This is a genomic window from Shinella zoogloeoides, assembly GCF_020883495.1.
In the GTDB taxonomy this organism is placed as follows: Bacteria; Pseudomonadota; Alphaproteobacteria; order Rhizobiales; family Rhizobiaceae; genus Shinella; species Shinella zoogloeoides.
In genome coordinates, this window is record NZ_CP086611.1 from 75756 (window position 1) to 96478 (window position 20723).

At 65.4% G+C, this 20723-nt stretch carries 18 protein-coding genes; 8 read left to right on the forward strand and 10 right to left on the reverse strand.

What is annotated here, in order from left to right; genetic code table 11:
• The 4 genes from K8M09_RS19935 to K8M09_RS19950 form a co-directional block, all read right to left on the reverse strand.
• On the reverse strand, positions 1 to 990 hold the full coding sequence (locus tag K8M09_RS19935; protein WP_119254938.1) for an ABC transporter permease: 990 nt from the start codon (positions 988 to 990) through the stop codon (positions 1 to 3).
• Between the two features lie 12 nt (positions 991 to 1002).
• Positions 1003 to 2538, reverse strand: coding sequence for a sugar ABC transporter ATP-binding protein (locus K8M09_RS19940; RefSeq protein ID WP_160785812.1), 1536 nt, complete (start codon positions 2536 to 2538; stop codon positions 1003 to 1005).
• A gap of 64 nt (positions 2539 to 2602) precedes the next feature.
• A complete protein-coding gene (gene rhaS / locus K8M09_RS19945; RefSeq protein WP_160785811.1) occupies positions 2603 to 3598 on the reverse strand; it encodes a rhamnose ABC transporter substrate-binding protein in 996 nt (331 codons plus the stop codon).
• 49 nt (positions 3599 to 3647) lie between these two features.
• Positions 3648 to 4460 (reverse strand): DeoR/GlpR family DNA-binding transcription regulator, encoded by an 813-nt coding sequence (locus K8M09_RS19950; RefSeq protein WP_160785810.1) that lies wholly within the window; start codon positions 4458 to 4460, stop codon positions 3648 to 3650.
• 201 nt (positions 4461 to 4661) lie between these two features.
• Here K8M09_RS19950 and K8M09_RS19955 point away from each other — a divergent pair, with 201 nt between their 5' ends.
• Together K8M09_RS19955 and rhaI are read left to right on the forward strand one after the other, a co-directional pair.
• On the forward strand, positions 4662 to 6758 hold the full coding sequence (locus tag K8M09_RS19955; RefSeq protein WP_160785809.1) for a bifunctional rhamnulose-1-phosphate aldolase/short-chain dehydrogenase: 2097 nt from the start codon (positions 4662 to 4664) through the stop codon (positions 6756 to 6758).
• A gap of 24 nt (positions 6759 to 6782) precedes the next feature.
• The gene (rhaI, locus tag K8M09_RS19960; protein ID WP_160785808.1) at positions 6783 to 8075 is read left to right on the forward strand and encodes an L-rhamnose catabolism isomerase; all 1293 of its coding nucleotides are present in this window, start codon (positions 6783 to 6785) and stop codon (positions 8073 to 8075) included.
• A gap of 12 nt (positions 8076 to 8087) precedes the next feature.
• Here the strand turns inward: rhaI and K8M09_RS19965 are convergent, their stop codons facing one another.
• Complete coding sequence (locus K8M09_RS19965; protein WP_160785807.1) at positions 8088 to 9317, reverse strand: M24 family metallopeptidase; 1230 nt, start codon at positions 9315 to 9317, stop codon at positions 8088 to 8090.
• 198 nt (positions 9318 to 9515) lie between these two features.
• Here K8M09_RS19965 and K8M09_RS19970 point away from each other — a divergent pair, with 198 nt between their 5' ends.
• The 5 genes from K8M09_RS19970 to K8M09_RS19990 all read left to right on the forward strand — a co-directional run bounded on the left by K8M09_RS19970 (position 9516) and on the right by K8M09_RS19990 (position 14489).
• On the forward strand, positions 9516 to 11039 hold the full coding sequence (locus K8M09_RS19970) for an ABC transporter substrate-binding protein (RefSeq protein WP_160785806.1): 1524 nt from the start codon (positions 9516 to 9518) through the stop codon (positions 11037 to 11039).
• A gap of 75 nt (positions 11040 to 11114) precedes the next feature.
• Positions 11115 to 12080: an ABC transporter permease gene (locus K8M09_RS19975; protein WP_160785917.1), complete on the forward strand. Its 966-nt coding sequence runs from the start codon at positions 11115 to 11117 to the stop codon at positions 12078 to 12080.
• Positions 12077 to 12934: an ABC transporter permease gene (locus tag K8M09_RS19980; RefSeq protein ID WP_160785805.1), complete on the forward strand. Its 858-nt coding sequence runs from the start codon at positions 12077 to 12079 to the stop codon at positions 12932 to 12934. Before K8M09_RS19975 ends, K8M09_RS19980 begins: the two co-directional genes overlap by 4 nt.
• Entirely contained in the window at positions 12931 to 13740 is an 810-nt protein-coding gene (locus K8M09_RS19985) for an ATP-binding cassette domain-containing protein (protein ID WP_160785804.1), read from the forward strand. Before K8M09_RS19980 ends, K8M09_RS19985 begins: the two co-directional genes overlap by 4 nt.
• Entirely contained in the window at positions 13737 to 14489 is a 753-nt protein-coding gene (locus K8M09_RS19990; RefSeq protein WP_160785803.1) for an ABC transporter ATP-binding protein, read from the forward strand. The genes K8M09_RS19985 and K8M09_RS19990 overlap by 4 nt, the downstream gene beginning before the upstream one ends.
• 7 nt (positions 14490 to 14496) lie before the next feature.
• Here K8M09_RS19990 and K8M09_RS19995 read toward each other — a convergent pair whose 3' ends face one another.
• Complete coding sequence (locus K8M09_RS19995; RefSeq protein WP_160785802.1) at positions 14497 to 15909, reverse strand: aminotransferase-like domain-containing protein; 1413 nt, start codon at positions 15907 to 15909, stop codon at positions 14497 to 14499.
• Positions 15910 to 16011: 102 nt separating this feature from the next.
• Here K8M09_RS19995 and K8M09_RS20000 point away from each other — a divergent pair, with 102 nt between their 5' ends.
• Positions 16012 to 16875, forward strand: a complete 864-nt coding sequence (locus K8M09_RS20000) for a DMT family transporter (protein ID WP_160785801.1) — start codon at positions 16012 to 16014, stop codon at positions 16873 to 16875.
• Positions 16876 to 16925: 50 nt separating this feature from the next.
• Here K8M09_RS20000 and K8M09_RS20005 read toward each other — a convergent pair whose 3' ends face one another.
• The 4 genes from K8M09_RS20005 to minD form a co-directional block, all read right to left on the reverse strand.
• Entirely contained in the window at positions 16926 to 19076 is a 2151-nt protein-coding gene (locus tag K8M09_RS20005; protein ID WP_160785800.1) for a right-handed parallel beta-helix repeat-containing protein, read from the reverse strand.
• Positions 19077 to 19335: 259 nt separating this feature from the next.
• Complete coding sequence (locus K8M09_RS20010) at positions 19336 to 19521, reverse strand: hypothetical protein (RefSeq protein WP_160785799.1); 186 nt, start codon at positions 19519 to 19521, stop codon at positions 19336 to 19338.
• A 125-nt stretch (positions 19522 to 19646) separates the two neighbouring features.
• Positions 19647 to 19910 carry a cell division topological specificity factor MinE gene (gene minE / locus K8M09_RS20015; RefSeq protein ID WP_160785798.1) on the reverse strand — a complete coding sequence of 88 codons (264 nt, stop codon included), beginning with the start codon at positions 19908 to 19910 and terminating at the stop codon, positions 19647 to 19649.
• Complete coding sequence (minD, locus tag K8M09_RS20020) at positions 19907 to 20722, reverse strand: septum site-determining protein MinD (protein WP_160785797.1); 816 nt, start codon at positions 20720 to 20722, stop codon at positions 19907 to 19909. Before minD ends, minE begins: the two co-directional genes overlap by 4 nt.
• Position 20723 lies beyond the last annotated feature (1 nt).

Below are 20723 nucleotides of genomic sequence, written 5' to 3' on the forward strand. Positions count from 1 at the left end.
TCATGCCAGCTTCTCCTTGGCGGCGCGGTCGCGCAGGATGATGCGGCCCTTCTTCTTCTCGGCGCGGGCGTTGAAGACGACGGCGAGGATGATGACGACGCCGGAAATGGCCATCTGCGCGAAGGGCGAGATGCCGATGACGGGCAGTGCGTTCTTGATGACGCCGAGGAAGAGCGCGCCGAGCACGGTGCCGATCACGCTGCCGATGCCGCCGGCAATGGAAATGCCGCCGATGACGCAGGCCGCGACGCTGTCCAGCTCGAAGCCGGCGGCGATGTCGACATAGGCGACCGCATAGCGCGACACCCAGAGATAGCCGGAAAGGCCGGCGAGCGCGCCCGACAACACGAAGGCGAGGAAGCGCGAGCGGCCGACATCGATGCCGGCATAGACGGCAGCCGTGGGGTTGCCGCCGGACGCATAGGCGGCGCGGCCGAAGGGCGTGCGCGTCAGCACGAACCACATCATCAGCACGATGGCGATGGCGAGCCAGGAGAGGATCGGCAGGCCGAGGACGGGGAAACGCGGCAGATTGAGGAAGTCGGGCGTCATCTGGTGGGCGTTCACCCAGCCGCCGCCCGACAGCACGAAGGCCATGCCGCGATAGATGGTGAGCGTGCCGAGCGTCACGACGATAGGCGGGATTTGCAGCAGCCAGACGAGGAAGCCGTTGATCGCGCCGAGCGCCGCGCCGATGCCGACGGCGAGCACGATGAGCAGCGCCAGCGGCAGGCCGGGATAGGCCGCATCCAGCATGGCGACGGCCATGCCGGTGAAGGCAAGATTTGCCGCGACGGAAAGGTCGATGGACTTGGTCAGGATGACCGTCATCTGGCCGAGGGCAAGGATGATCAGGATCGACGTGTCGTTGAAGATATTGGCGAGATTGGCGGGGGAGGCGAAGCCGGCCGCGCGCGTCGCAAAGCCGGCGATCATCACGAGGATGATCAGCGCCAGCAGGAGTTCACGGTTCTTGAGAAGACGCTGCATGCTCATCCGCCCCTATGCATTGCCGGTCGCCGCGCGCACCAGCGTTTCCGCCGTCAGCCCCTCGCGGTCGTATATGCCGGCCATCAGTCCCTCACGCATCACCATCACGCGGTCCGACATGCCGAGGATTTCCGGCAGTTCGGAGGAGATCATGACGATGGAAAGGCCCGCGCCGGCAAGTTCCGAGATGAAGGCATGCACGGCCGCCTTCGAGCCGATGTCGATACCCTTGGTCGGCTCGTCGAGGATGATCACCTTCGGCTTGGTGGCGAGCCACTTGCCGATGACGACCTTCTGCTGGTTGCCGCCCGAAAGCGTGCCGACCGGCACGGAGAGCGCGGCGGCGCGCAGGTCCAGCCGCTCGGCATATTTGCGCGCCAGCGCGAATTCGTTGACCGCCTTCAGGAAGCCGCGCGCCGAGGTGCGGGCGAGCGAGGGCAGCGACATGTTCTGGTAGATCGGCATTTCCAGCGCAAGGCCGTGGCGGCCGCGCTCTTCCGGCACATAGACGATGCCGGCGGCAATGGCATCGGCCGAAGAGCGGATGGCGATCTCGCGCCCGTCGAGGAAGGTCTTTCCAGAGGCAGGGACGGTCATGCCGAACAGCGACTGGCAGAGTTCCGAGCGTCCCGCGCCGATCAGGCCATAGACGCCGAGAATCTCGCCGCGCCGGAGGTCGAAGGAGATGTCGCGGAATTCCGTATCGTGGCAATAGCCCTCGACCCGGAACACGGTCTCGCCGATGGCGACCTTGCTCTTGGGGAAGACGTCATGCACGTCGCGGCCGACCATCAGCCGCACGATCTCCTCCTGCGGCGTTTCCTTGAGCCGGCCTGCGCCGACCATGCGCCCGTCGCGGAAGACGGCGTAGCTGTCGGCGATCTCATAAAGCTCATCGAACTTGTGGCTGATGAAGAGGATCGCCTTACCCTGTTTTTTCAGGTTCCCGACGATGCGGAAGAGATCGTCGATCTCCTTGCGCGAAAGGGCGGCCGTCGGCTCGTCCATGATGACGATGCGCGCCTCGACGGAAAGCGCCCGGGCGATCGCCACCAGATGCCGCTGGGCGATGGAAAGGTCCTTCAGCTTGATCGTCGGGTCGATATTGCTTTCGAGCTGGTGCATCAGCGCGCGGGCGCGCTCGTTGATGGTCTTCCAGTCGATGAGGCCGAAGCGCGTGCGCGGCGCATGGCCGAGGAAGATGTTTTCCGCGACCGTCAGCTCATCGAAAAGCACGGTTTCCTGATGGATGGCGGTAACGCCGGCATCGATGGCGGCCTGCGCATTGGCGAAGGTGACGGGCTTGCCGTCCATGACGATCTCGCCCTCGTTCGGGCGGTAGATGCCGGTCAGGATTTTCACCAGTGTCGATTTTCCCGCGCCGTTCTCGCCGATCAGCGCTGTCACTTCGCCGGGATAAAGGGCGATATCGACGCCGTCGAGCGCCTTCACGCCGGGAAAGATCTGCGAGATGCCGCGCATCTCCAGAATGGGCGTTCCCGCCGCCTCGGCCCTTGCGACCGGAATGGAAGCTGCTGCGCTCGTCATCGACTACACCGGAAAAGGAAAGGAAACCCGGCGGCCGGAGCCGCCGGGAGGCTGTTTCGAAGGATCAGAAGATCTTCGAGAACTGGTCGATGTTCGAGGCGTCGTAGACGAAGGGATCGGCCATGGCGGCTTCGCCATTGTCGCCGACCTTGATCTTGCCCATGCGGCCGGCTTCGATTTCCGAGCCCGGCGCGCCGTCCGTCTCGCCCTTGACGAGGCGATAGGCGATCTGGGTGGCGGAATAGCCGAGGTCGATCGGGTTCCAGATGGCGAATTCCTTGGTCGCGCCCGACTTGATGGCGCCGGCCATTTCGGAGGGAAGGCCGAGGCCCGTCACGTAGACTTCACCGATCTTGCCGGCATCCTTGACGGCCTGCGAGGCGGCGAGAACGCCGACCGTCGTCGGGGCGACGATGACCTTGACGTTCGGCTGCGAGGTCAGGAGGCCGTTCGCCTCGCGGTAGGACTTGTCGGCAAGGTCGTCGCCATAGACGGTGGTGACGAGGTTGAGGCCCGGGAAGTCCTTGATCTGCTTCTTCATCTCCTCGATCCAGGTGTTCTGGTTGGTCGAGGTCGTCGTTGCCGAGAGGATCGCGAAGTCACCCTTGCCGTCCGGCAGGTGGTCCTTGGCGAGCTGCAGGCACATCTTGCCGATCAGCTCGTTGGAGGAGGGGTTGAGGTGCATGATGCGGCCTTCCGGCGCCACGCCCGAATCCCAGGAGATGACCTTGATGCCGCGCTGCTGCGCCTTCTTCAGCGCCGGCACGACGGCGTCCGGGTCGTTGGCGGAGATCGCGATGGCGTCGACGCCCTGGGCGATCAGCGAATTGATGACTTCGATCTGGCCTTCGGCCGTCGTCGTGGTCGGGCCGGTATAGATGATCTCGACACCGCCCAATTCCTTGGCGGCTTCCTCGGCGCCCTTGTTGGCGGCCTCGAAGAAACCGTTGCCGAGCGACTTGACGAGCAGGGCGATCTTCACGTCCGCGGCATTGGCCGTGGATGCCATGGCGGCAAGCGCGAACGCCGCGCCGGCGAGCAGTTTCGTGGTCAGTTTCATGGTCTTCCTCCCAGTGTTGAACCGTTCACTCCTCCCGGCCGCCGCCTTGTCAGGCCGCCGAGGTGGAATCCTCCCTCTCGGCCGAAGCCATCGGCTTGACCGTGATGAGCCTTATGCCGGCATGGGCGACCATGGCGGCCGCCTCGTCCGAAATCCTGTCGTCGGTGATGATCGTCGTCACATTCTCCAGCGGGCATAAAATGAGGCTGGAGCGCCGCTCGAACTTGCTGGAATCGACCATCACGATCAGCTCTTCCGCCTGCCGCATCAGCTTCTGCTCGCTCTGGATGACCAGCGCGTCCGCTTCCATGATGCCGAGCGCATTGACGCCCTGCGCGCCGATGAACATGCGCCGCGCATAGAAATTGCGGATCGCGTCATTGTCGAAGGGCGAGAGGATGAGGCTCTGGTCGCGATAGATCGCGCCGCCCGGAACACTCACCGTGCATTTGGAGTGCTTTACCAGATGCTCGGCGATGGCGAAGGAATTGGTCATCACCTGAAGGCGGCGGGCCGACATGAAATGCACCATCTGGAAGGTCGTGGTGCCGCCGTTGATGATGATCGAGTCGCCTTCCTCGCACAGTTCCACCGCGCGACGGGCGATTGCGCGCTTGCGATCGATGTTGATCGATTCGGACACCTTGAACGGACGCGCCGCCAGATTGCCGAGCTGCGGCGGATGCACGGCCTCGGCGCCGCCGCGCACGCGGCGCAGCTTGCCCTGCACATGCAGCGCGGCGATATCGCGGCGAATGGTGGCCTCGGATGCCTCGGTCAGTTCGGCGATATCCTGCACCGTCACGACGGGCTTTTCCTGGATGGCGCTCAAAATGATGCGATGGCGTTCGCGTTCGTGCATGGTCTCCTCCTAAGTATGATTTATTCGCATTCAATTTATCCTGTCAATCATAAACGATCAAAAAAGATCATGCTGCGCTGCACAATGATCTTTCATGATCAAAATTGATTGACATTGCGAAGGGAGATGCGCCATAGCTCGAAGAAAGGAGACGGGAAGCCGCCGCGGATTCCCGTGATTGGACAGACCAGGGAGGATGTCATGACGGGTCAGACCCGCCTTCTCGAAAACCGTTGGGACGACGCCCATGCCGCAGGACTCGATGAGCCGGGCAAGCTGCTCTATCGCTCCAATCTCCTTGGCGCCGACAAGCGCATCACCAATTACGGCGGCGGCAACACCTCGGCCAAGGTGCTGGAAACCGACCCGCTGACGGGCGAAAAGGCCCGCGTCATGTGGGTGAAAGGGTCCGGCGGCGACGTCGGAACCATCAAGCTCGACGGTTTCGCCACCCTCTACATGGAAAAGCTGGAAGCGCTGAAGGGCATCTACAAGGGCGTCGAGGACGAAGACCGCATGGTCGGCTTCCTGCCGCACTGCACCTTCAACCTCAATCCGCGCGCCGCCTCCATCGATACGCCGCTGCATGGCTTCGTGCCCTACGCGCATGTCGATCACATGCACCCCGATGCGATCATCGCCATCGCAGCCTCGAAGAACTCGAAGGCGCTGACGGCGCATATCTTCGGCGAGGAGATCGGCTGGCTGCCCTGGCGCCGCCCCGGCTTCCAGCTCGGCCTCGACCTCGAAGCCTTCGTGAAGGCCAATCCGAAGGCCAAGGGCGTCGTGCTCGAAAGCCACGGCCTCTTCACCTGGGCGGACGACGCCAGGGATTGCTATCTGCTGACGCTCGACATCATCAACCGTGCGATCGAGTGGTTCGCAATGGAGACGGAGGGCAAGACGATCTTCGGCGGTGCCGTCGCAAAAAGCCTCGGTGAAGCCGAGCGCCGCGCCGTTGCCGCGAAGCTGATGCCGGAAATCCGTGGCCGCATCGGCAAGGGCGAGCGCAAGCTCGGCCATTTCGACGATCAGGCCGCCGTGCTGGAATTCGTCAATTCGAAGGACCTGAAGCCGCTTGGTGCGCTCGGCACCTCCTGCCCGGACCATTTCCTGCGCACCAAGATCCGCCCGCTGATCGTCGATTTCGACCCGGCAAGGCCCGATGTGGACGCCGTGATCGCCGGTCTCGACAAGGCGCTGGAGGACTACCGCGCCGACTACGCGCGCTACTACGAGACCTGCAAGCGCCGCAATTCGCCCGCCATGCGCGATCCCAACCCGGTGATCTTCCTCGTTCCCGGCGTCGGCATGCTCTCCTTCGCCAAGGACAAGGCGACCGCGCGCATCGCCGGTGAATTCTATGTCAACGCCATCAATGTGATGCGCGGCGCGTCCACCGTTTCCGAATATCAGGGCCTGCCGGAACAGGAGGCCTTCGACATCGAATACTGGCTGCTGGAAGAAGCGAAGCTCCAGCGCATGCCGAAGCCGAAGAGCCTTGCCGGCCGCGTCGCCTTCGTGACGGGCGGGGCCGGCGGCATCGGCCGCGCGACGGCCGAACGGCTGGCGGGCGAGGGCGCCTGCGTGGTTCTGGCCGATATCGACGCCAATGCGCTGGCGGAGGTCGGCGCGGATTTCGCGAAGAAATACAGCGGCGATGCGGTGCGCACCGTCACGCTCAACGTGACGGACGAAGCGGGCGTCATCGCCTCCTTCGCGGAGGCCTGCGTCGAATTCGGCGGTGTCGATATCCTCGTCTCCAATGCCGGCATTGCCTCCTCGGCCCCGGTCGAGAGCACCGAGCTTTCGATGTGGAACAAGAACATCGAGATTCTTGCGACCGGCTATTTCCTCGTCTCGCGGGAGGCGTTCCGCCTCTTCCGTCGCCAGAATATCGGCGGCAACGTGGTCTTCGTCGCCTCCAAGAACGGCCTTGCCTCCTCGCCCAACGCCTCGGCCTATTGCACGGCCAAGGCCGCCGAGATCCACCTTGCGCGCTGCCTTGCGCTGGAGGGCGCGGAAGCGGGCATCCGCGTCAACACGGTGAACCCCGATGCGGTGCTGCGCGGCTCGAAGATCTGGGGCGGCGAGTGGCGCGAGCAGCGCGCGGCCTCCTCGAAGATCGAGGTGAGCGAGCTGGAGGAGCATTACCGCAAACGCTCCATGCTGAAGCTCAACGTCTTCCCGGAGGACATTGCCGAGGCGATCTATTTCCTCGCTTCGGACCTTTCGGCCAAGTCGACGGGCAACATCATCAATGTGGATGCCGGCAACGCGCAGAGTTTCCCGCGCTAAGCCGCGTGGGTCAGGGAGGACGGAATGGCTGAGTTCAGGATCGCAGCGGATGTGGTCGCGCGGGAAAACGACAAGCGGGCCGCGGCGTTGAAGGAGGACTACGTGGCGCTCGGCGCGAATCTCGCCCGGCGCGGCGTCGATATCGAGGCGATCACGCGCAAGGTCGAGAAATTCTTCGTCGCCGTTCCCTCCTGGGGCGTCGGCACGGGCGGCACGCGCTTCGCGCGCTTTCCCGGAACCGGCGAGCCGCGCGGCATCTTCGACAAGCTGGACGACTGCGCCGTCATCCAGCAATTGACGCGCGCCACACCTACCGTCTCGCTGCACATTCCGTGGGACAAGGCCGATCCGAAGGAACTGAAGGCCAGGGGCGATGCGCTCGGCCTCGGCTTCGACGCCATGAACTCCAACACCTTCTCCGACGCGCCCGGCCAGACGCATTCCTACAAATACGGCTCGCTCAGCCATACGGACGCGGCGACGCGCGCCCAGGCGGTCGAGCACAATCTGGAATGCATCGAGATCGGCAAGGCCATCGGCTCCAAGGCGCTGACGGTCTGGGTCGGCGACGGCTCCAACTTCCCCGGCCAGAGCAACTTCACCAAGGCTTTCGAGCGCTACCTCGCGGCGATGGCGGAAATCTACAAGGGCATGCCGGACGACTGGAAGCTCTTCTCCGAACACAAGATGTACGAGCCGGCCTTCTATTCGACGGTCGTGCAGGACTGGGGCACCAATTACCTGATCGCCCAGACCCTCGGCCCCAAGGCGCAATGCCTCGTCGATCTCGGCCATCACGCGCCGAACACCAATATCGAGATGATCGTCGCCCGGCTCATCCAGTTCGGCAAGCTCGGCGGCTTCCACTTCAACGATTCCAAATACGGCGACGACGACCTCGATGCCGGCGCGATAGAACCCTACCGCCTGTTCCTCGTCTTCAACGAGCTTGTGGATGCGGAGGCGCGGGGCGTCGAAGGCTTCCATCCGGCCCACATGATCGACCAGTCGCACAATGTCACCGACCCGATCGAGAGCCTGATCAACAGCGCCAATGAAATCCGCCGCGCCTATGCGCAGGCCCTGCTTGTCGACCGCGCGGCGCTCGCCGGCTATCAGGACGACAACGACGCCCTGATGGCGACGGAAACGCTGAAGCGCGCCTATCGCGCCGATGTGGAGCCGATCCTCGCGGAAGCCCGCCGGCGCACGGGCGGCGCAATCGATCCGGTCGCGACCTATCGCGCCAGCGGTTATCGGGCGAAAGTCGCGGCGGAGCGCCCGGCATCGGCGGCCGGCGGCGGCGGCATCATCTGAAGGTCGCCCGGCTCAGGCTCCGAGCGAGACCAGCTCGCGCGGCAGCCGGTTCATGGTCTGCGGACCGTCCGGCGCGATGAGGAACTGTTCCTCGATCATCAGCGCGCCGAGGCCCTCGGCATAGAAGGGGGCCTCGAGCGCCAGCACCATGCCCGGCTCGATGACGATGGCGTTGCCATGGGAGAGGAACGGCCATTCCTCGATGCCCGCCGCCGCACCGACGGAATGCCCGAAGTGCCCCCGGTAATATTCATGGAAGCCGTGTCGGCGCATGGCGGCGAGCATCGTCGCATGTACATGGCCGAAGGTGTTGCCGGGCCGCAGAACCTCGACGCCTGCAAGGAACGCATCGAGCAGGGCCTTGTAGATGTCTGCGGCGAGCGGCGAGGGTGTGCCCCAGACGAAGGTGCGCGCGCCGTCGGACGAATAGCCCTCGACCAGCGTGCCGACATCCGCCTTCACGAGACCGCCAGGGCCGAGGGCAGCGGCGGTATCCTGCAGGTTCGGGCCGATGGAGATATAGTCCCAGTGGCCGGAAAGCCCGTATCCGCCGAGCCTTGCCGCCTCGCGCGCGCCGGCAAGCCACGCCGCCGAAAGCTCCGGAATGCGCACGCCGGGCTGCGCCGCCCGCATCAGGCTCTCAAGCCCTGCTTCCGCGCAATGGGCCGCCCGGCGCAGCCGTTCGATCTCCCGTTCGTTCTTGATGAGGCGCAGGCGGCGGAGAATATCGGAGGCGTCGCGCCAGTCGACGCCGGGGATGGCCGCCTTCAGCGCAGAAAAATCGGCGGCGGGCATGAAGTCGAGGTCCACCCCGAGCCGTGCCCCGGCAAGCCCGCGCTCGGCGAGGATATCGGCAAGAAGGCGGAAGCAGGCCGGCTGGTCGAAGGTTTCCGGGCGCGGCCCGACATTGCCGTCCGCGCGATAGGCGGCGTCGATATCCGCCACCATGCGCGCATCCGTGAGCGTCACGCCGTCGATCCAGATACGATGCGTGCGGATATCGATCGTTTCCGCAAGATGCCTTGCGCCGGCCGCGGCGTGATCGCTCATGACGGCGGCCAAGGGCGCGGCCGCATCCGCAGGCACGAGGGCGGTGGCCGAGCCGGCGCGGCCCCACATGGTCGCGACGCCGGCGGCAAGGCCGGTCGCATAGCGGAAAGCCTCCGGCCGGAAGAGGATCATCCCGTCCAGTCCGTCCGCCGCAAGCAGCGCCTGCGCCCTCATGCGGTTCAAGTCGCTCATTCGTGCCTCGCCTCTTCCTTCGTCGCGGCCTGCTTCGCAGGCGCGAAAACTATCCATGGATTTGCCGCTCCTTGAAAGACAATTCCCTTTAATTTCCGCAAATTGGAGTGGAAACGCATACCGTTGTCCCGTTAGGATCAATACAATCTGTCCCCATGGCGGGCGTCGATTGCGCCCGCATCGAAACAGGAGAATGCGATGAACGGTTTCAACATCCTCGGCGGAGCCGCGGGCCGCAGCAACAGGGCCGTGATCGCGGCGCTCGCGGCCGCGCTTGCATTGGGCGTTTCCGGCCAGACCCTTGCCGCGGACAGTGATCCCGACGCCACGATCAATATCGGCTCGCTCTACGAGCCGCAGAACCTCGACAACACGGCCGGCGCCGGCCAGGGCATCAACGAAGCCTTCAACGGCAATGTCTATGAGGCGCTGTTCCGCCTGACGGATGCGGGCACGGTGGAGCCGGTTCTGGCGAAGGACACCAAGGTCAGCGACGATGGCCTGACCTATACGTTCACGCTGCAGCCGGGCGTCACCTTCCATTCCGGCGCGCCGCTGACCTCCAAGGACGTCAAGTTCTCCATCGAGCGCGTGACGGCGGAAGCCTCGAAAAGCTCGCGCAAGAACAGCCTGAAATCCATCGCCAGCATCGAGACGCCGGACGATGCGACCGTGGTCGTCAAGCTCGCCTCGCGCTCGATCTCGCTGCCCTACAATCTGAGCTATGTCTGGATCGCCAATGACGAGGCGACGGATTTCCAGTCGAAGGAAGACGGAACCGGTCCCTATGCGCTGGAGGAATGGCGCCGCGGCTCGTCGCTTTCGATTGCCCGCTTCGACAAATACTGGGGCGAGAAGCCGAAGAACGGCGAGGTCGTCTTCCAGTATTTCACCGAGGCGACGGCGCTCAACAACGCGCTGCTGACCGGCTCGGTCGATATCGTCACCTCGGTGCAAAGCCCGGATTCGCTGGCGCAGTTCAAGGACAACCCGGAATTCACCGTCAGCGAGGGCAAGTCGACCACCAAGCTGCTGCTCGCCTATAACGACCGCGTCGCGCCCTTCGACAATGTGAAGGTCCGCAAGGCGCTCGCCCGCGCCATCGACGACGAGAAGCTGCTGAAGGCCGTCTGGGGCGATTACGGCACCCTGATCGGCTCCTTCGTGCCGCCGACCGACGCCTGGTATTCGGACCTCACCAAGACCGACGCCTACGACCCGGAAAGCGCCAAGGCGCTGCTGAAGGAGGCGGGCTATCCCGACGGCTTCACCTTCACCATCGACACGCCGAACTACGATCCGCACCCCATCGCCGCGCAGTTCATCCAGAGCGAGCTGGCCAAGATCGGCGTGAAGGTGAACATCAACGTCATCACGGCCAACGAGTGGTACACCAAGGTCTACAAGGCGCATGACTTCCAGGCGACCTTGCAGGAGCACGTCAACCACCGCGACATCGTCTTCTACGGCAACCCGGACTTCTACTGGGGCTACAACAACCCCAAGGTCGTCGACCTGATCAAGGAAGCCGAAGCCAGCGCGACGGAAGCCGAGCAGACCGAGAAGCTGAAGGAAGCAAACACGATCATCGCGGAGGATGCGGCCAGCAACTGGTTCTATCTCTATCCGCAGATCGTGGTGTCGAAGAACACCGTCAGCGGCTACCCGGTCAACGGCCTGAACTCGCAGTTCTTCGCCTACGGCATCACCAAGGCCGAGTAAGCGCCGGCCGGGATGCTCGACATGAAATGCCGCCTGAACTATGTTCGGGCGGCGTCTCCATGAGAGGTTGATACCATACTTTCCTACATAGTCCGCCGCACCGCCATCCTGGCGCTGTCGGTCGTCATTGCCGCCGTTATCCTGTTCATATTGCTGCGTCTCCTGCCGGGCGATCCCGCCAATGCGCTCGTCTCCGTCGGGGCGGACGCCGCGCAGATCGAGGCCGCGCGCAAGCAGGTCGGCTCCGACCTGCCGCTCCTTGAACAGTTCGTGCGCTTTGCCGGCAGCCTCGCCCGTTTCGACCTCGGCCATTCCTTCGTCAGCGGCGCGCCGGTGCTGGAGGAGATCGGCAAGCGCCTCGTCGTCACCGTGCCGCTGACGCTGATGGCCTTCGTCGTCGCCATCGTGCTCGCGGTGCCGCTCGGCATCCTCTCGGTCGTGCGGCAGAACCGCTGGTACGGCGGGCTCATCTCCGTCGTCTCCCAGCTCGGCATCGCCATACCGGTGTTCTGGATCGGTATCCTTCTCGTTACGGTCTTTGCGGTGAATCTCCGGCTCTTTCCCTCCGGCGGCTTCCCCTCGCGCGGCTGGCAGGCGCCGGGCGCCGCCTTCCAGAACCTCGTCCTGCCCGTCGCGACCATCGCCCTCGTCATGTCCGCCTCGCTGATCCGCTATGTGCGCTCGGCCACGCAGGACGTGCTGGGCAGCGACTACCTGCGCACGGCCCGCGCGCTCGGGTCTACCTTTTCCGAGGCGCTGCTGCGCCACGGTATCCGCAACGGCGCGGTGCCGGTCATTTCCATTCTCGGCATCGAGCTTGCCTCGACGCTGCTCGGCGCGGTGGTGGTGGAGCGGGTCTTCGCCCTGCCGGGCCTCGGCTCCATGCTGCTGCTCGGCATAGAGCAGCGCGACTACCCCAATGTGCAGGGCGTGCTGTTCGTCTCGACGCTGCTGGTGCTGCTGGTCGGCTTTGCCGCCGACCTCTTGCAAAGGCTGGTCGATCCGCGCCTGCGCGGCCGGGCAGCGGGAGGCGGCGCATGAGCGATACCGTGTCTTCGGGCGAAAGCACCGCGAAAAAAGCCCCGATCCCGTGGCCGCTGGCCGGCGGCGGGTTTCTGGTCGGCCTGCATGTCGTCGTCGGGCTGCTTTCCCTCGTCTGGACGCCTTACGGGGTCGGCGACATGGTGGGCGGGCGTCTGGAAGGCCCATCGCTTGCCCATTGGGCGGGAACGGACCGGCTCGGCCGCGATCTCATGACCCAGATCATGATCGGCTCGCGCATTGCCCTTCTCGTCGGCTGCGGCGCGGTGGCGCTGAGCGCGATGATCGGCGTAACGGCCGGCGTTTTCGCCGCTTTCGCCAGCCGCACGCTCGACGATATCCTCGCCGCCGCGCTCGATATCCTCATCGCCTTCCCCACGCTGCTTCTCGCCATGCTGATCGTCGCCTCCAGCGACGGGGCGAGCCTGTGGACGGCGATCCTCGCCATCGGCATCGCCGGGTCGGCCATCGTCGCGCGGCTGACCCGCATCCTCTCCAAGCGTGTCCTCGCCATGGACTACATCACCGCCGCGCGGGTTGCCGGCACGGGTTGGGCGGGCATCGTGCGCATCCATGTCCTGCCGAATATCTGGCCGATGCTGATCGTCAATTTCGCCCTGCAATTCGGCCTTGCGGTCATTGCCGAGGCTTCGCTTTCCTATCTCGGCCTCGGCGCGCCGCCGCCGAACGCCTCCTGGGGGCGGCTGTTGCAGGAGGCGCAGGCCTCCGTCTACACCGCGCCCTTCGGCGCGATTGCGCCCGGCCTTGCACTGGTCTCCCTCGTCATCGGCCTCAACCTCTTTGCCGACGGCTTGCGCGACATCGCCGATCCCACCCGCAGGAGGAGCCGATGAGCGCGCTGCTGTCCGTCGAAAACCTCGAAATCCGCACGGCCGACCGCGTGCTGGTTTCCGGCATTTCCTTCTCGCTCGCTGCGGGCGAACGGATCGGCCTTATCGGCGAATCCGGCTCCGGCAAGTCGCTGACGGCGCTTGCCGTGCTCGGCCTCCTGCCGGAAACGATGCGCGTTTCCGGTTCCATCCTGCTGGATGGCCGGCAGGTCGTCGGCGCGCGCGACCGTGACCTCGTGCCCCTGCGCGGCCGCAGCATCGCCGCCGTGTTCCAGGAGCCGATGACCGCGCTCGACCCGCTGATGCGCATCGGCGATCAGGTGGCCGAGGTGGTGCGGCGCAGGTCGCGGCGCGATGGGGCCACGCTCGCCGGGGCGGATGTGAAGGCAAAGGTGGCGGGGCTTCTGCAACGCATCGCCCTGCCGGAACCGGAGCGTATCGCCCGCGCCTTCCCGCATGAGATTTCCGGTGGGCAGCGCCAGCGCGCGGCCATCGCCATGGCGCTCGCTTGCCGCCCGAAGCTGCTGATCGCCGACGAGCCGACGACGGCGCTCGACGTGACGACACAGGCCGAGATCCTGAAACTGCTGGAAACGCTGGTGCGCGACGAGGGTATGGGCCTTCTCTTCATCAGCCACGACCTGCCGGTCGTCGCCACCATCGCTGAGCGGGCGCTGGTGATGCGCCAGGGCGAACTGATCGAGCACGGCCCGGTCGGCACGCTCTTCGACCGCCCCGTCCATCCCTACACGCAAGGGCTGGTCGCTGCCGCCCGCGCCTTCGACGAAGCCCTGGAGGCCGCCCTGTGACGCTGCTCGACCTTTCCGGCGTATCCTTCGGCTATGCGAAGGGAAAGACGGTGCTGCACGGCATCGACCTTGCCGTGGCCGCCGGCGACAATCTCGGCATCGTCGGGGAATCCGGTTCCGGCAAGACGACCCTCTTGAAGCTGCTGCTGGGGCTGGAGCGCGTCTCCACAGGGACGATCGCGTTCCGGGGCACTGCACTCGATACCACTGAGCGGACCTTCATGCGCGGGTTCCGCCGCAGCGTGCAGGCGGTGTTCCAGGATCCCTATTCTTCGCTCGATCCGCGGCAGCGGGTCTTCGACATCATCGCCGAGCCGCTGCGCTCGCTGAAGATCGAGACCGATATCGCGGCAGCCGTGGCGCAGGCCTTGCGGGACGTCGATCTGCCGGCCGACGCCGCGCAGCGCTATCCGCACGAATTCTCCGGCGGCCAGCGCCAGCGCATCGCCATCGCACGAGCCATCGTCGCCAACCCGGACCTGATCATCGCCGACGAGGTGGTGAGCGCGCTGGACCTGACCACGCGTACCCGCATCATCGATCTCCTGCGCACCCTTTCGGCGCGCACGACCTTCATCGTCGTCTCGCACGATATCGCGCTCGTCGCGCTGCTCTGCGAACGGCTTGTCGTGCTGGAGAAGGGGCGGATCGTGGAGCAGGGCGCAACGCGCGATATTCTTGCGCGCCCCGCTCATCCCTATACGCAGAAGCTGCTGGCCGGCACGCCGCGCATGCCCAAACGGGCCTGATCCCCGCTCAGCTCGCGCGCTTCATCGCCGCCTCGAGAACGCTATAGACGCGCGGTTCGATCATATGCGCCACATTGAAGCGCATGAAGCCGGCAGCGCCCTGCGAGACGCTGAAGACATTGCCGGGCGCGAGCACCACGCCTTCGGCGACGGCGGCCTGCGCCACCGGCGTCGAATCCATGCCCTCCGGCAACCGGCACCACAGATTGAAGCCGCCGCGCGGCAGAAGCACCGGCTCGATACCCAGCCGATGCAGCCGGTCGGCGGTCTCGCGCCTTGCGCGCACGAGGCGGCGGCGCAGTTCCTCCATATGCTTGCGATAGCCGCCGCCCGCCAGCATATGCGCGAGGATTTCGCTGGAAACCGGGCTTGGGCCGCCGAAATTGGTGGCGATCTGCAGGTCGACCAGCCCTTCGATCCAGTCGGGCCGCGCCGCGATATAGCCGCAGCGCGCGGAGGCGGAGAGGGTTTTGGAAAAACTGCCGATGCGGATGACCCGGGAAAGCCCGTCGAGCGCGGCAAGCCGGGTCGAGGGTTCCGGCTCGAAATCGGCGAAGATATCGTCCTCGACGATGATCGTGTCGTTCTCCGCGGCGGCATTCAGCAGCCGATGCGCCACCTGCGGGGCAAGCGTCGCGCCGGTCGGGTTGTGGATCGCCGAATTGGTGATGTAGAGCCGCGGGCGCTCGGCGGCAAGCACGGCTTCGAACGCCGCGATATCGGGGCCGTGCACGCTATAGGGCACGCCGACGATCCGCGCCTGATGCGCCTTCAGCAGGGCCTGGAAGTTGAAATAGCAGGGATCGTCGACAAGCACCGTATCGCCCGGCCGCAGCAGGAAACGGCAGACGAGGTCGAGCGCCTGCGTGCCCGTGCTGGTCAGCATCAGGTGGCCCGGCCCGGCCTCGATACCGTCTTCGCCGAGCCGCCCGAGCAGCAGGCGGCGCAGCGCCGGCGAGCCGCGGGTACTGCCGTAGTAGGTGAGAAGGTCGCCGCCGCCGCGCGCAAGGCTGCGCACCGCCCGGCGCAACGCCTCGTCCGGCATCCAGTCGGCCGGAAGCCAGCCGCAGCCCGGTTTCAGCACGGCCTCGTCCGCATCGAGCGACTGGCGTGACACCCAGAACGGATCGACCGCCCGCGCCTTCGGCGTTTCCGCTTCCGCCAGTTTCAGGGGCGGCGTCGCGGCGTTCGAGACATAGAAGCCGGACCCTCGCTGCGGTCGGATCAGTCCTTCCGCCGCGAGACGGTCATAGGCCTCGACGACGGTCGATGGCGAGACGCCCATGGACGCCGCGAAACGGCGGATGGAAGGCAGCCGGTCGCCCGGTGCGAGGGCGCGCCCGGCAATCCGCCCGCGTATGGCCGTCATGACGTCGAGGGTCCGGTTCCCGCCGGCTTCGGTCGTCGCCTGTATTCTCATTGTATGGTCTCATGTATCAGTACAGTTTTGAAGAATTGTACTGTTTTGTCTCTGCCTTCGCCAGCCCCCCGATATTATGGAGAAGGGAGAATGCGAGGTATCATGAAAACATCTCTGGAAGGTTGGGGCAGCGGGCTGCTCGGGGTCGTCATCTTCAGCGGGTCGCTGCCGGCGACGCGCGTCGCCATCGCGGATTTCTCACCGATATTCCTGACATCGGCGCGGGCGGTCATCGCCGCGCTTCTCGGCGCGGCGCTGCTTTTCGCCCTGCGCCAGCCCAAACCGTCCCGGACCGATCTCCTCTCGCTGGCCGTCGTGGCGCTCGGCGTGGTGGTCGGCTTCCCGCTGCTGACGGCGCTGGCGCTGCAATATATCACGGCCGCCCATTCCATCGTCTTCGTCGGCCTGCTGCCGCTGGCGACCGCCATTTTCGGCGTGCTGCGCGGCGGGGAGCGGCCGAAGCCGCTCTTCTGGCTCTTCTCCTGCCTCGGCAGCGCCATGGTGGTGGGCTTCGCGCTGAATTCCGGCGCGGAAATCTCGCTTGCCGGCGATCTCCTGATGGTCGCCGCCATCATCGCCTGCGGTCTCGGTTATGCGGAGGGCGCGCAGCTTTCCCGTCGGCTCGGCGGCTGGCAGGTCATTTCCTGGGCGCTGGTGATCGCGCTGCCGCCAATGGCCGTCGTCGCGCTGGTCTCGCTTCCCGCGACCTGGGCCGGCATTACCGGCGGGGCATGGGCGGGCCTTGCCTATGTCTCCATCTTCAGCATGCTGGTCGGCTTCGTCTTCTGGTATCGCGGCCTCGCCGTTGGCGGCATTGCGGCCGTGGGGCAATTGCAGCTCCTCCAGCCCTTCTTCGGCCTGCTGCTCGCCGCCGTGCTGCTGCACGAGAAGGTCAGCCCGCTGATGATCGCCACGACGCTCGCCATCGTGCTTTGCGTTGCCGGCGCGCGAAAGTTCGCGCGCTAGCATGGTCGACGGGGGTCCCGCGGCCGTGCCCCGCGAGACCCTGTTTTCGCTCAATCGCACCGCGCGAGAGTGCTTGCGCCAAGCTCCTGGCCGTTCACGATGAAGACCGAACCACCTGACTGCGTGATCGAGCTTCCCAGCCAGGGGTTCGTCTCGCAATCGCGTGGCGTGTTCTTGAGGGTGACGCTGCCGGAAAGGTCCTCCAACGGTCCCATGAGATAAATCCCGGCCTGCCTGGCATTGTCGATGACGACGTTCTCGAAGGAGATGTCGGCGACGGGGCCGGTCCAGTCGGAGCCGTAGAAGAACATGCCATATGTGCCGGCATTGGTGATCGTCACGTTCTTCAGGTCGATCCCGGAGACGGGGTTGAAGAAGATGCCGGCATTGGTCGGGCCGTCGATCTTCAGGCCATCGACGCTGACATTGGTCGTCCGGCCCACGTCTTCCAGCGTGGAGGCGGTGACCAGCATCAGGCCGTTGATGCCGCCCTTCAGCGACATGTCGGTGATCCTGACATTCGACGTCGCCTGTAGCACCACAAGGTCCATATCGCGATCCTGCGCCGTATTGTCGATGGTCACCTTGTTCATGCTCACGCCGTCGGCCGCGACGAGCAGGATGCCCTCGCGCCGCGAGCGGGAAATCGTCACATTGTCGATCACGATGTTGCTGGCGAGATCGGTAATGACCGGCGGCCAGCCGGTATCGTCGATCGCGCTGCCGGAAAAGATGCCGTAGGTGACGCTGTCGATGGTCGTGTCGCGAACCGTGAGGTTCTTCGTGCCGTGCGCGCTGATGGCGGCATAGGGTGCGCGGTTCGGATCGCCGACGGCGAACTCGCAGGTCGTGTTGTTCGTGCAGATGTAGAGATCGTGGATGACGCTGTTTGCGACGGTGGCGCCGTCGACGCGCGTCAGGCGGATGCCGTCATGGGCGGTGCGGGAAATGTCGACGGAGTCGATGACGACACCGGACGTATCGGTGCTGCCGATGCCGGCAAGGCCGCCGGTGATCGCCAGCGACGAGAGCATGCTGCCGGACGCCATGGTCACCACGTCCTGCGCGGGATTGTAGCCGGTCAGGGTCGTTGCCGCGCCCCGGTTGGTGAATGTGCCGCGTCCGCCGCTCGATGCGCCGCGCAGGGCCAGCGTCCCGCCGCCGCCCAGCAGCGTCTGGCCCTCGCCGAGCGCCAGCGAGCCGTTGAGGCCGAGATCGCCATTCGCCAGGATGAGGGCGCCGTTTCCGGCTCCGGCCATCAGGGCGTTGATGGCGGCGGCGTTGCCGCTAGCGCCGGAAATGTTCAGCACCGTGCCCACGGTCTGCCCGTTGACGAGGAAGACGGCGTCTTCCAGCGCGCCGCTCGCGGCGACCTCGGTGCGGATGGATGCGCTTCGGCGAACGGCCTGCGTCGTTGCGTCGAACGGGTCGACCGTCTCGCCGGCGGGCGCGCCGAACGGGATGCGGACCCGCGCCATGACGCCGCCGGTCAGCTTGTCCTCGTTGTCGTAGGAAGCGCTGGCGCCGAAGGAGAATGTCGAGCCGCCGGGAAGGCCGGCGATATTGGCGACCGTGAGTTCGGCGCGCAGCCTGCCGCCGAACATGTCGCTGACATTGCGGCCGTTGTACCAGTAGCTGCCGGCGAAGAGCTTGAGTTCGGCATTGCCATCCGGCGAGATGCCCGGAACCTTGACGCCGATTTCCGCATCCGCGCCCGCGCGGCCTTCTTCACGCGCGGCACGGAACTTCAGCGCGCCGTTGACGATCTCGCCGCGTCCGGCTCCGTCCGCCGCCTTGCTGCCGTGTTGCGGCAGATAGATGTTGGCGCGCGTTTCGAAGACGGGGCCGAGAGCTTCCGCCCCGAAGGAGAGCTGGTGGAAGTCGTTGCCGTAGCTCGATTGCAGATAATCGTAGTAGCCGTAGAAGCCGAATGTCCATTGACCCGGCGTTCCCATGCGGTAGCCCGCGCCGAGCGATCCCTGGCGGATGCCGCCCTCGACGAGCGTGCCGCTCAGGTCGAGGAAGAACGACTGGCTGTCGTCGAGGCGGAAGGGCAGCATGATGCCGAGATCGCCTGCAGCCTCGCCGCCCAGCCATCGTCCTTCGAATTCGGTGAAGCCACGAATATCCGTGGCATGGGCGTGCGCGACCCCAACGGCCACCGCTGCTAGCGACCCGGCTAACCCTTTAACAATGTTCATAAATATCTCCAGTTCGACTATCCGGGGAGCGGATGCGATGGCCGATATTATATATGACTAGAAGAGTCAACTTTAAGAATCGAAGGCTGTGGATGACGCTTTTGAGCGGGTGCCCGGGTCGCTTTTGGAATTGCCGGGGACGGGGCGCGATCTGTCGAAGCGGGGCCGAAAAACAGACGACCGCCTTCCGGGCGGGGAGGGCGGTCGTTCACTGGTTGGAAGGGGGGCAGCCAGGCGCGCGAGACGGGCTGGCGGGTTTTCAGTTCACCTTGCCGGCAGGCTCGTCCTGCGGGGCCGCGATGCCGGCGGCCTGCTCGCAGACTTCGACATGCCGCGCCAGCGCCTGATTGGAGAGGATGGCGCTGATCGTGGTGATGTCACGTCCCTGGTGGCGGGGCGTCTGCTGGGCTGCCTTCAGCCTTTCCAGAAGAGCTAAACGGGTCATGACATACTCCTTCGATAACTGGTGATGTAATGGCCGGCTTGATGGGAGCCGGTTTGGTCTGGGTGGTCCTTCGCTTCCGGAGCGCCGGGCATCCGCGGATGCCCGGATTGAGAGACGGGTGGGTGTCAGGCGGCTTTCTTGCCGGCGTCGAACGGGATCTCGATGTCCACGGCGAGGGTCGAGACCTGCGCGCCGCGTTCCATCTTGATGGAAACCTTCTCGTCGTCGACCTGCATGTGCTTGGAAATCGCCTTCAGGATTTCATCGCGCAGCTTGTTGACGAGGTCCGAGTCGCCGGTGGAGGCCCGTTCGTGGGCGAGCAGCACCTGCAGGCGCTCGCGCGCTGCCGGGGCCGACTGGTTGCGGGAGAAGAAACGGAACGGGTTCATGCCGCCTTCCTTCCGAAAATCTTGCCGAGGAAGCTGCGCTTGTCGCCTGGAACCGTGACCGGCAGGTCCTCGCCCTTGAGGCGGCGCGTGGCTTCGAAATAGGCGAGCGCCGGGGCGCTGCGGCCGTCGGCCAGCGTCACGGGGGCGCCGACGTTGGAAGCGCGCAGCACGTCCATGCTTTCCGGGATGATGCCGAGCAGCGGGATGGAGAGGATTTCCAGCACGTCGTCGACCTTCAGCATGTCGCCGCGCTCGGCGCGCACGGCGTCGTAGCGGGTCAGCAGCAGGTGCTTTTCGATGCGCTCGCCATTTTCCGCTTTCAGCGTCTTGGAATCGAGCAGGCCGATGATGCGGTCCGAGTCGCGCACCGAGGAGACTTCCGGATTGGTGACGACGATGGCGACGTCGGCGTGGCGCATGGCGAGCGTCGCGCCGCGCTCGATGCCGGCGGGGCTGTCGCAGATCACCCAGTCGAAGGCGTTCTTCAGGGCCGCGATGACCTTCTCGACGCCTTCGGGCGTGAGATTGTCCTTGTCGCGGGTCTGCGAGGCGGGCAGCAGGTAGAGCGTCTCGACGCGCTTGTCGCGGATCAGCGCCTGCGTCAGCTTGGCTTCGCCCTGGATGACGTTGACGAGGTCGTAGACGACCCGGCGCTCGGCGCCCATGACGAGGTCGAGATTGCGCAGGCCGACATCGAAGTCCACGACCACGACCTTCTCGCCGTTCTGCGCCAGCGCGGCGCCCAGTGCAGCCGACGACGTCGTCTTGCCGACGCCGCCCTTGCCCGATGTGACAACGATTACCTTGCCCATA

What these genes read in the sequence shown, in the direction of transcription:
- K8M09_RS19995 (WP_160785802.1), bottom strand. Translation starts at nt 15,909, where the DNA reads ATGAGAATACAGGCGACGACCGAAGCCGGCGGGAACCGGACCCTCGAC.
- rhaS (WP_160785811.1), bottom strand. Translation starts at nt 3,598, where the DNA reads ATGAAACTGACCACGAAACTGCTCGCCGGCGCGGCGTTCGCGCTTGCC.
- minD (WP_160785797.1), bottom strand. Translation starts at nt 20,722, where the DNA reads ATGGGCAAGGTAATCGTTGTCACATCGGGCAAGGGCGGCGTCGGCAAG.
- K8M09_RS19965 (WP_160785807.1), bottom strand. Translation starts at nt 9,317, where the DNA reads ATGAGCGACTTGAACCGCATGAGGGCGCAGGCGCTGCTTGCGGCGGAC.
- K8M09_RS19940 (WP_160785812.1), bottom strand. Translation starts at nt 2,538, where the DNA reads ATGACGAGCGCAGCAGCTTCCATTCCGGTCGCAAGGGCCGAGGCGGCG.
- K8M09_RS19970 (WP_160785806.1), top strand. Translation starts at nt 9,516, where the DNA reads ATGAACGGTTTCAACATCCTCGGCGGAGCCGCGGGCCGCAGCAACAGG.
- K8M09_RS19955 (WP_160785809.1), top strand. Translation starts at nt 4,662, where the DNA reads ATGACGGGTCAGACCCGCCTTCTCGAAAACCGTTGGGACGACGCCCAT.
- K8M09_RS19980 (WP_160785805.1), top strand. Translation starts at nt 12,077, where the DNA reads ATGAGCGATACCGTGTCTTCGGGCGAAAGCACCGCGAAAAAAGCCCCG.
- K8M09_RS19985 (WP_160785804.1), top strand. Translation starts at nt 12,931, where the DNA reads ATGAGCGCGCTGCTGTCCGTCGAAAACCTCGAAATCCGCACGGCCGAC.
- K8M09_RS20010 (WP_160785799.1), bottom strand. Translation starts at nt 19,521, where the DNA reads ATGACCCGTTTAGCTCTTCTGGAAAGGCTGAAGGCAGCCCAGCAGACG.
- K8M09_RS19935 (WP_119254938.1), bottom strand. Translation starts at nt 990, where the DNA reads ATGCAGCGTCTTCTCAAGAACCGTGAACTCCTGCTGGCGCTGATCATC.
- rhaI (WP_160785808.1), top strand. Translation starts at nt 6,783, where the DNA reads ATGGCTGAGTTCAGGATCGCAGCGGATGTGGTCGCGCGGGAAAACGAC.
- minE (WP_160785798.1), bottom strand. Translation starts at nt 19,910, where the DNA reads ATGAACCCGTTCCGTTTCTTCTCCCGCAACCAGTCGGCCCCGGCAGCG.
- K8M09_RS20005 (WP_160785800.1), bottom strand. Translation starts at nt 19,076, where the DNA reads ATGAACATTGTTAAAGGGTTAGCCGGGTCGCTAGCAGCGGTGGCCGTT.
- K8M09_RS19950 (WP_160785810.1), bottom strand. Translation starts at nt 4,460, where the DNA reads ATGCACGAACGCGAACGCCATCGCATCATTTTGAGCGCCATCCAGGAA.
- K8M09_RS20000 (WP_160785801.1), top strand. Translation starts at nt 16,012, where the DNA reads ATGAAAACATCTCTGGAAGGTTGGGGCAGCGGGCTGCTCGGGGTCGTC.